At 77.5% G+C, this 7,327-nt stretch carries 8 protein-coding genes; all 8 read left to right on the top strand.

Annotated elements, in window-relative coordinates:
• Nucleotides 1–120: 120 nt before the first annotated feature.
• The 8 genes from ACRYR9_RS19135 (at nucleotide 121) to ACRYR9_RS19170 (ending at nucleotide 7,299) form a co-directional block, all read left to right on the top strand.
• Complete coding sequence (locus ACRYR9_RS19135) at nucleotides 121–762, top strand: class I SAM-dependent methyltransferase (RefSeq protein ID WP_432497585.1); 642 nt, start codon at nucleotides 121–123, stop codon at nucleotides 760–762.
• An 87-nt stretch (nucleotides 763–849) separates the two neighbouring features.
• Nucleotides 850–2,400: a CYTH and CHAD domain-containing protein gene (locus ACRYR9_RS19140; RefSeq protein WP_432497588.1), complete on the top strand. Its 1,551-nt coding sequence runs from the start codon at nucleotides 850–852 to the stop codon at nucleotides 2,398–2,400.
• Nucleotides 2,388–3,005, top strand: coding sequence for a GNAT family N-acetyltransferase (locus tag ACRYR9_RS19145; RefSeq protein WP_432497590.1), 618 nt, complete (start codon nucleotides 2,388–2,390; stop codon nucleotides 3,003–3,005). The genes ACRYR9_RS19140 and ACRYR9_RS19145 overlap by 13 nt, the downstream gene beginning before the upstream one ends.
• A 252-nt stretch (nucleotides 3,006–3,257) precedes the next feature.
• A complete protein-coding gene (locus tag ACRYR9_RS19150) occupies nucleotides 3,258–3,542 on the top strand; it encodes an alpha/beta hydrolase (protein ID WP_432497592.1) in 285 nt (94 codons plus the stop codon).
• Nucleotides 3,543–3,666: 124 nt separating this feature from the next.
• Nucleotides 3,667–4,011, top strand: a complete 345-nt coding sequence (locus tag ACRYR9_RS19155; protein ID WP_432497595.1) for a TfoX/Sxy family protein — start codon at nucleotides 3,667–3,669, stop codon at nucleotides 4,009–4,011.
• A gap of 149 nt (nucleotides 4,012–4,160) precedes the next feature.
• A complete protein-coding gene (locus ACRYR9_RS19160; RefSeq protein ID WP_432497598.1) occupies nucleotides 4,161–4,955 on the top strand; it encodes an ABC transporter ATP-binding protein in 795 nt (264 codons plus the stop codon).
• A complete protein-coding gene (locus tag ACRYR9_RS19165) occupies nucleotides 4,955–6,544 on the top strand; it encodes a hypothetical protein (RefSeq protein WP_432497600.1) in 1,590 nt (529 codons plus the stop codon). Before ACRYR9_RS19160 ends, ACRYR9_RS19165 begins: the two co-directional genes overlap by 1 nt.
• Nucleotides 6,541–7,299: an ABC transporter permease gene (locus ACRYR9_RS19170; protein ID WP_432497603.1), complete on the top strand. Its 759-nt coding sequence runs from the start codon at nucleotides 6,541–6,543 to the stop codon at nucleotides 7,297–7,299. Before ACRYR9_RS19165 ends, ACRYR9_RS19170 begins: the two co-directional genes overlap by 4 nt.
• The last annotated feature ends 28 nt before the right edge of the window (nucleotides 7,300–7,327 follow it).

The raw sequence follows: 7,327 nt of genomic DNA on the forward strand, positions 1-7,327 counted from the left end.
ATCGAGGAAGTCGCGACTTCCTCGATCACCGCGGGAGGGGGAGGGGGTGCGGTGCCGGTGGGGTTTGCCGGAACGGCACGAGAGCTCGACGCCGGGCAGGGTGCCGCGCACGATGCCGTCGTGACCCTCTTCGACCCCGACGCCCCCGACGCCCGCGAGCTGTGGGAAGGCGTGTACACCGCCGGCGAGCGCTGGAGCGGGCGGCCCAACGCGCTGCTCGTGCGTGCCGTCGAGCACCTGAGCCCCGGCACCGCCCTGGACCTCGGCTGCGGCGAGGGCGGTGACGTCGTGTGGCTGGCCTCGCAGGGGTGGGCCGTCACCGGCACCGACGTCTCGCCCACGGCGCTCGCGCGCGCCGCCCGCCACGCCGCCGACGCCGGTGTCGCCGAGCGGGTGCGGCTGGAGGAGCACGACCTCGGCGCCTCGCTGCCCGCCGGGGAGTTCGACCTCGTCACCGCCTCCTTCCTGCACTCGATCGCGCACCTGGACCGCGACGACGTCCTGCGCCGCGCCGCGGCCGCCGTCGCCCCCGGCGGCAGCCTGCTCGTCATCGGGCACGTCGGCGTCCCGCCCTGGGCCGACGCCTCGCACCACCACGTGCACCTGCCCGAGCCGCAGGAGGTCCGCGACGCCCTCGCGGGCGCCACCGGCGGCTGGGAGGTGCTGCACGAGGAGGTGGTGCAGCGGGAGGTCACCGGACCCGAGGGGCAGCGCGCCCACGTGGGTGACAGCGTCCTGCACCTGCGGCGCCCGCAGTCCTGACGGTGCGGTGAACGCCCCGCAGCGGGACCGTGCCGGTCCGGCCCGGGGCGAGAGCCGCGCGGCCGCTTCGTGGTACTTCTCTTGACCATGCCGTCCCCCCGCCTGGCCCTCACCCGCACCTACCTCGCCCCGTCGGCCGACGAGGCGCCCGGCGGCGGGGAACTGCCCGGGGTCGCCGACGTCGGCGAGACGCGGGAGGTCAGCAGCGAGGAGACGCACTACGACACCGCCGACCTGGCGCTGGCCGCGTCGGGCGCCTCGGTGCGGCGGCAGACCAGCGGCTCCCCCCGCGGCTGGGTGCTGGAACTGCCCGGCCGGGGCCCGCGCACCCACGAGGTGCGCCACGCCCTGGGCCGTGCCGTGCGCACCGCTCCCGCTGCGCTGCAACGGCTCACCTGGGCCGCCGCGCGCGGTCGCACCCTGGGCCCGGTGCTGGCGCTGACCACCGACGCCAGCCAGCGCGACCTGCTCGACGCCGACGGCGCGCTCGTGGCCCGCCTGACCACCCGCCGGGTGCGGGCGCGCGCGCTGGTGCCGGAGGACTCCCTGGCGCAGACCTGGGCGGAGTGGCAGGCCGAGGTCGTCGACGGCCGCCGCGACCTGCTGGACGCCATCACCGCCGCGTGGGAGGAGCGCGGTGCGGAGGAGTCCGACCGCACCGCGCAGCTGCGCGCCGTCCTGGACGGCCCGGAGGAGGTGGAGGCCGGCGAGGACGTCGCCGGCGGGGACTCCGCCGGTGCGCTCGTCCTGGGGCAGCTCGCCCACGACGTCAGCCGCCTGCTCGCCCAGGACCCGCTGGCCCGCATCGACGCCCCCGGCGCCGTGCGCGCGATGCGCAGCGCCACCCGCCGCCTCGCCGGCGTCGTGCGGTCCTTCGCGCCCCTGTTCGCCGACGAGCCCCGCGACGCGCTGCTGACCGAGCTGGAGTGGCTGGGGGGCCTGCTGGGCCGTGCCCGTGACGCCGAGGTCCTCAGCGACCGCGTCCTGGCCGACCTGGACGAGGAGGCCACCGGCCACGTCGCCGGTTCCGGCGTCGGGGACCCCGCCACCGTCGCGGAGGTGCTGCGCGCGCTCCTCGGGGAGCGGCAGGCCGCCGCGCAGGCCGAGGTGGCGACCGCGCTGGACTCCGAGCGCTACCGGGCCCTGGTCGCCGCGCTGGAGGCGTTCGTGGCCGACCCGCCGCTGACCCGCGAGGCGTCCCGCTCGGCCCGCAAGGCGCTGCTGCCGCTGGTCGCCGACGCGCACCGCGCCGTGAAGAACGCCTACCGCGACGTCGACCCCGACGGCGACGACGCCGACGTGCCCGCCGGCGACCCCGGCGCCGACCCGCTGGTGCGCCTGCGCCGGGCGGCCGAGGACGCGCGTGCCGCCGCCGCGGTGGTGGTGCCGCTGCGCGGGGACGACGTGGAGGACTACGCCGACGCGCTCAAGGAGCTCCTCGACGTCCTCGTCGAGCACGAGGAGACGATCGCGGCCCGCGTCGCGCTGGCCGGGCAGGTGCCCACCGCCGGTGAGGGGGCGTTCGTCCTGGGCCGCCTGCACGCGCTGGAGGAGGTCCGCTCGGCGGTGGCGCGCCACGACCTGGAGGCGGCGTGGGACGGTGCGAACCGGAAGAAGCTGCGCAAGTGGATGAGCTGACCGCGCGCTACGGCGAGCCGGTCCCGCTGAGCGGTTCCCGGGTGGCGCTGGAACCGCTGTCCGCGGAACCGGCCGCCGGGCACGTCGAGGGGTTGCGCCGCGTCGTCGCCGAGGGCGACCTGCACCGCACCTGGTACACGCGCATCCCCGCACCGGGAGCCGTCGCCGCGGAGGTGGAGCAGCGCCTGGCCAGGCAGCGCGCCGGCCTGGTGGCGCCGTGGGCGCTGCGGCGCCTGGACACCGGTGAGGTGTGCGGGGCGACGACCTACCTGAACCTCGACCCCGCCAACCGGCGGCTGGAGATCGGCTCGACGTTCCTGGCGAGGTCCGCGCAGGGCACGGGGATCAACGCCGAGGCGAAGCTGCTGCTGCTGACCCGCGCGTTCGAGGTCCTGGGCTGCGCCGCGGTGGAGTTCCGCACCCACTGGCACAACCACCAGTCCCGCGCGGCCATCGCGCGCCTGGGCGCCAAGCAGGACGGCGTGCTGCGCAACCACGTCCTGTGGCACGACGGCAGCTACCGGGACACGGTCGTGTTCTCGATCGTCGGGTCCGAGTGGCCGGCCGTGCGCAGCGGCCTGCGCGGTCGCCTCGTGCTCTCCTGAAGCGCCGTGCCTCCCCGTGGCCCGGTGGCCGGCGGGGTGGTCCTGGCGGGGCCAGCGCCGGTGCGTGCCTGGCGGCGGGCGCTGTGCTGCAGGCGCTGTCGCGCGGGGAGGAGCGGGGTTCGGAACCGTTGCGGGGCGCGGTCTTCGCGTACGGCTCCTTCCACGCGCGGCTGCCCCCCCCGCCCTCCCGAGCTGCGCCGCCGGCTGCGGGGCCGGCGACGGTGGACGCACGTGCCGGCGTCGATCGGGTCGATGAACCTCGACCACGCGGGTTCGCGGGCCGCGCTGTCCGATCCGTCGGCGTTCGCCGGTGGGCACCCGCTGCACGGTTCCCCGCCCGCGCTGCTCGTCGACGCCGACCGGGACGCGCTGCGCGCTTCCAGCGAGCGCTTCGCCCTGGAACTGCTCGCGGCGGGCGTCCCGGTCGAGCACCACGTGCTGCCCGGGACCTCGCACGCCTTCCTGAACCGCCCGGGGGAGCGGGCGTTCAGCGCGGGGGTGCGGCTGATCGCCGATTGGCTGGCGCGCCGCCGCTGATCGCTTGACATCCTCCAGCGGTCGTTCCACATTCGGAGCCCGCCCGAGATCGAGGAGGGTTCGTGACCGACACCGTCGTGGCACCCGCGCCAGCAGTGCTCCAGGAGTGCCGCCGGGTCCTCCGGTGACCGCGTCCGCGCCGAGCCCGCGCGACGCCCTCGCGCAGCGGGTCCGGGACGTCCTGGAGTCGCACCCGAACGTCCGCGAGGTGCGCATGTTCGGCGGCTTGTCGTTCATGGTGGACGAGCGCATGGCGGTGGCCGCCGGGCGCGACGGCGACCTGCTCGTGCGCACCGACCCCGCGGAGCACGACGACCTGCTGCGACGAGGTGGGGAACCGGCGCACATGGGCCAGGACCGCCCCATGGGGCGCGGGTGGATCAGCGTGCCGCGCCGGCGGGTCGAGGGTGACGAGGAGCTGGCGTACTGGGTCGGGGTCGGCGTCGACTCCCGGGACGCGTCGGGCTGACCCTCACGCCCCACGAGCCGGGCCCGTGCCGAACAGCACCGCGCGACGGGTCCGACCCGCCGCCCGCTGAACCCCACCGAGCGGCGGATCCCCGCGTCCGCGCCGGCTGCGAGGATCCCCCCACCGAGCACCACACCCAGGGGGACACCGTGCAGCACCAGGCCCAGCCACCCGTCACGCCCGGGGCGGGCGCCGCGCCCGCCCTCGCCCTGCGGGGGCTGACGAAGCGCTTCGGCGACAAGCTCGCCGTCGACGCCCTCGACCTCGACGTGCCCGCCGGTTCCTTCTTCGGCGTCGTCGGCCCCAACGGCGCCGGCAAGACCACCACCCTGTCCATGGCGACCGGCCTGCTGCGCCCCGACGCCGGGCGCGCGTTCGTCCTCGGCGCCGACCTGTGGGCCGACCCCGTCGCCGGCAAGCGCCGCCTCGGCGTCCTGCCCGACGGGGTGCGCCTGTTCGACCGCCTCACCGGCCTGGAGCTCGTGCGCTACGCCGGGCTGCTGCGCGGCGTGGAGCGCGACGTCGTCGAGCAGCGCGCCCCCGAGCTCCTCGACGCCCTCGGCCTGGCCGACGCCGCCGGCACCCTCGTCGTCGACTACTCCGCCGGCATGACGAAGAAGGTCGCGCTCGCCTGCGCGCTCGTGCACGCGCCCCGCCTGCTCGTCCTCGACGAGCCGTTCGAGGCCGTCGACCCCGTCAGCGGCACCACGATCCGCTCCCTGCTCACCTCCTACGTCGCCGGCGGCGGCACCGTCGTGCTCTCCAGCCACGTCATGGACCTGGTGGAGCGCATGTGCGACCACGTCGCCGTCATCTCCGCCGGCCGCGTCCTGGCCACCGGCGACCTCGACACCGTGCGCGGCGGCGGCACCCTGGAGGAGCGCTTCGTCGACCTCGTCGGCGGCGGCCGCGACCTCACCGGCTCCCTGGACTGGCTGCGCTGATGATCGGAACCCTCGTCCGCCTCAAGCTCACCCTCCTGCGCAACGGGCTGCGGCGCAGCCCCTGGCAGGTCGTGGCGTTCGTCGTCGGCGTCCTCTACGCGCTGTTCATCGTCGCCACCGTCGGCGGCGCGCTCGTCGCCCTGCGCTTCGCCGACCTGGACGTCGCCGCCCCCGTCGTCGTCGGCGTCGGGACCCTCGCCGTGCTCGGCTGGGCGCTGATCCCGCTCGTCGCCTTCGGCGTCGACGAGACCGTCGACCCCTCCCGCTTCGCCACCTTCGCCGTGCCGCGCGCCCAGCTCGTGCCCGGCCTGCTGCTCGCCGGCCTCGTCGGCCTGCCCGGCGCCGTCACCCTGCTGCTGTCCCTGGCCGGCGCCGCCGCCCTGTCCCGCTCCGTCCCCGCCACCGCCCTGGCCGTCGTGGCCGTCGTCGTCGGCACCCTCACCGCCGTGGCCGCGTCCCGCGCCACCACCACCGCCGCAGCCGCGCTGCTGCGCGCCCGCCGCACCCGCGACGTCGCCGTCCTCGTCGGCGGCGTCCTGATCGTCCTGCTCGGTCCGGGCATCAACCTGGTCGCCCAGCGCGTCGAGGACGGTCTCGACGACCTCGCCGCCCTCGGCCGCGACGCCGCCGCCGTCGCCGGCTGGACCCCGCCCGGCCTCGCCTGGGCAGCGGCCGCCGACGCCGCCGCCGGCCGCTGGGGCACCGCCCTGCTGCGCCTGCTGCTCGCCCTGGCCGTGCTCGCCGCCGTGCTCGGCGCGTGGGCGCTCGCCCTGGGCCGCTCCGGCACCGGCCCCGCCGCGGGCGGCGGCGGCCCCGCCCGCACCACGGCCGGCGGCGGCGGTCTCCTGGACCGCCTGCCCAGCACGCCCGCCGGGGCCGTCGCCCGCCGCTGCCTGCTGTACTGGCGCCGCGACCCCCGCTACCTCGTCTCGGCCGCCTCCGTCGCGGTCCTGCCCCTGCTGCTGCTCGTGCTGCCGCTGTCCGCGGGCGGCGACCCCGGCAGCTGGTTCCTCGCCGCCGGGCCGCTCGCCGCCTTCGTCACCGGCTGGTCCCTGCACGACGACGTCGCCTACGACCACTCCGCCTTCACCCTGCACGTCACCGCCGGCGTGCGCGGGCGCGACGACCGCGCCGGGCGCCTCCTGGCCGCCGCGCTCTGGCAGGTGCCCCTCGTGCTGGTCCTCACCGTGATCGGGGCCCTCGTCGCCGGGCGCGCGGACCTGCTGCCGGCCCTGACCGGCGCCTCCGCCGCCCTGCTCGGCGCCGGGTACGGCGTCTCCAGCGTCGCCAGCGCCCTGACCCCCTACCCCGTCGCCCCGCCCGGCGGGAACCCCTTCTCCAGCCCCCGCGGCGCCGCCACCGCCACCCTGCTCGTCCAGCTGGTCACCACCCTCGTCGTCGCCCTGCTCGCGCTGCCCGCGCTCGCCGCGCTGCTCGTGGCGCTGCTGTGGGCGCCGTGGGCCGGGTGGATCGGCCTGCTCGCCGGCACCGGGCTCGGTGCCCTGTGGGTGTGGCTGGGCCTCACCCGCGGCGGCGCCCTGCTCGACCGGCGCGCCCCCGAGGTGCTGGCCGTCGTCAGCCGTTCGTGAGCGCCCCGGGCGGCACGACGGCCGGCCTCGCGCTCGCCGTCGTGCTGCTCGCCGCGACCGCCGTGGCCGCCGGGCGCCTCGGCGGCCTGCGCCACGGCCGCGAGGTCGCCGTCGTGTGCCTGCGCGCCGTCGTGCAGATCGCCGCGATCGGCCTCGTCCTCGGCGCCGTCCTGCGCGTGCCCGCCCTGGCGCCGCTCTACCTGGCCCTCGCCCTCGCCGTCGCGTCCTGGACGTCCGCCCGCCGCCTGGGGTCGCTGCGCACCTGGCCCGGCACGGCGCTCGCCGTCGGCGCGGGCGCGCTCGTCGCCGCGGTGGTCGTCGTGGCCACCGGCGCCCTGCCGCTGCGGGCGCTGGACGTGGTGCCCTTCACCGCCCAGCTCATCGGCGGCGCGATGGGTGCCACCACCCTCGCCGGGCGGCGGATGCTCGACGACGTCGCCGAGCGCTGGGACCTCGTGGAGGGCTGGATGGCGCTGGGCGCCACCCCCGCCCGGGCCGTGGCCGAGCTCGGCCGCACCGCCGCCGCCCGCGCCCTGGCCCCCGCGCTGGACCAGACCCGCAACGTCGGGCTCGTCACGCTCCCCGGCGCGTTCGTCGGGCTGCTCCTGGGCGGGGCGAGCCCCTTGCAGGCCGCCCGCGTGCAGCTGCTCGTCCTCGTGGGGCTCATCGCGGCGGAGACCATCGCGGTGGTGGTGATCACCCGAGCCTTGGGCCGCGGGGTGCGCACCCGCCCCGCAGCCCCCTCCCCGCGGTGATCATGCACGGTTGAGCGCTCAACCGTGC

It is taken from the genome of Kineococcus auxinigenes (genome assembly GCF_050871525.1).
In the GTDB taxonomy this organism is placed as follows: domain Bacteria; phylum Actinomycetota; class Actinomycetes; order Actinomycetales; family Kineococcaceae; genus Kineococcus.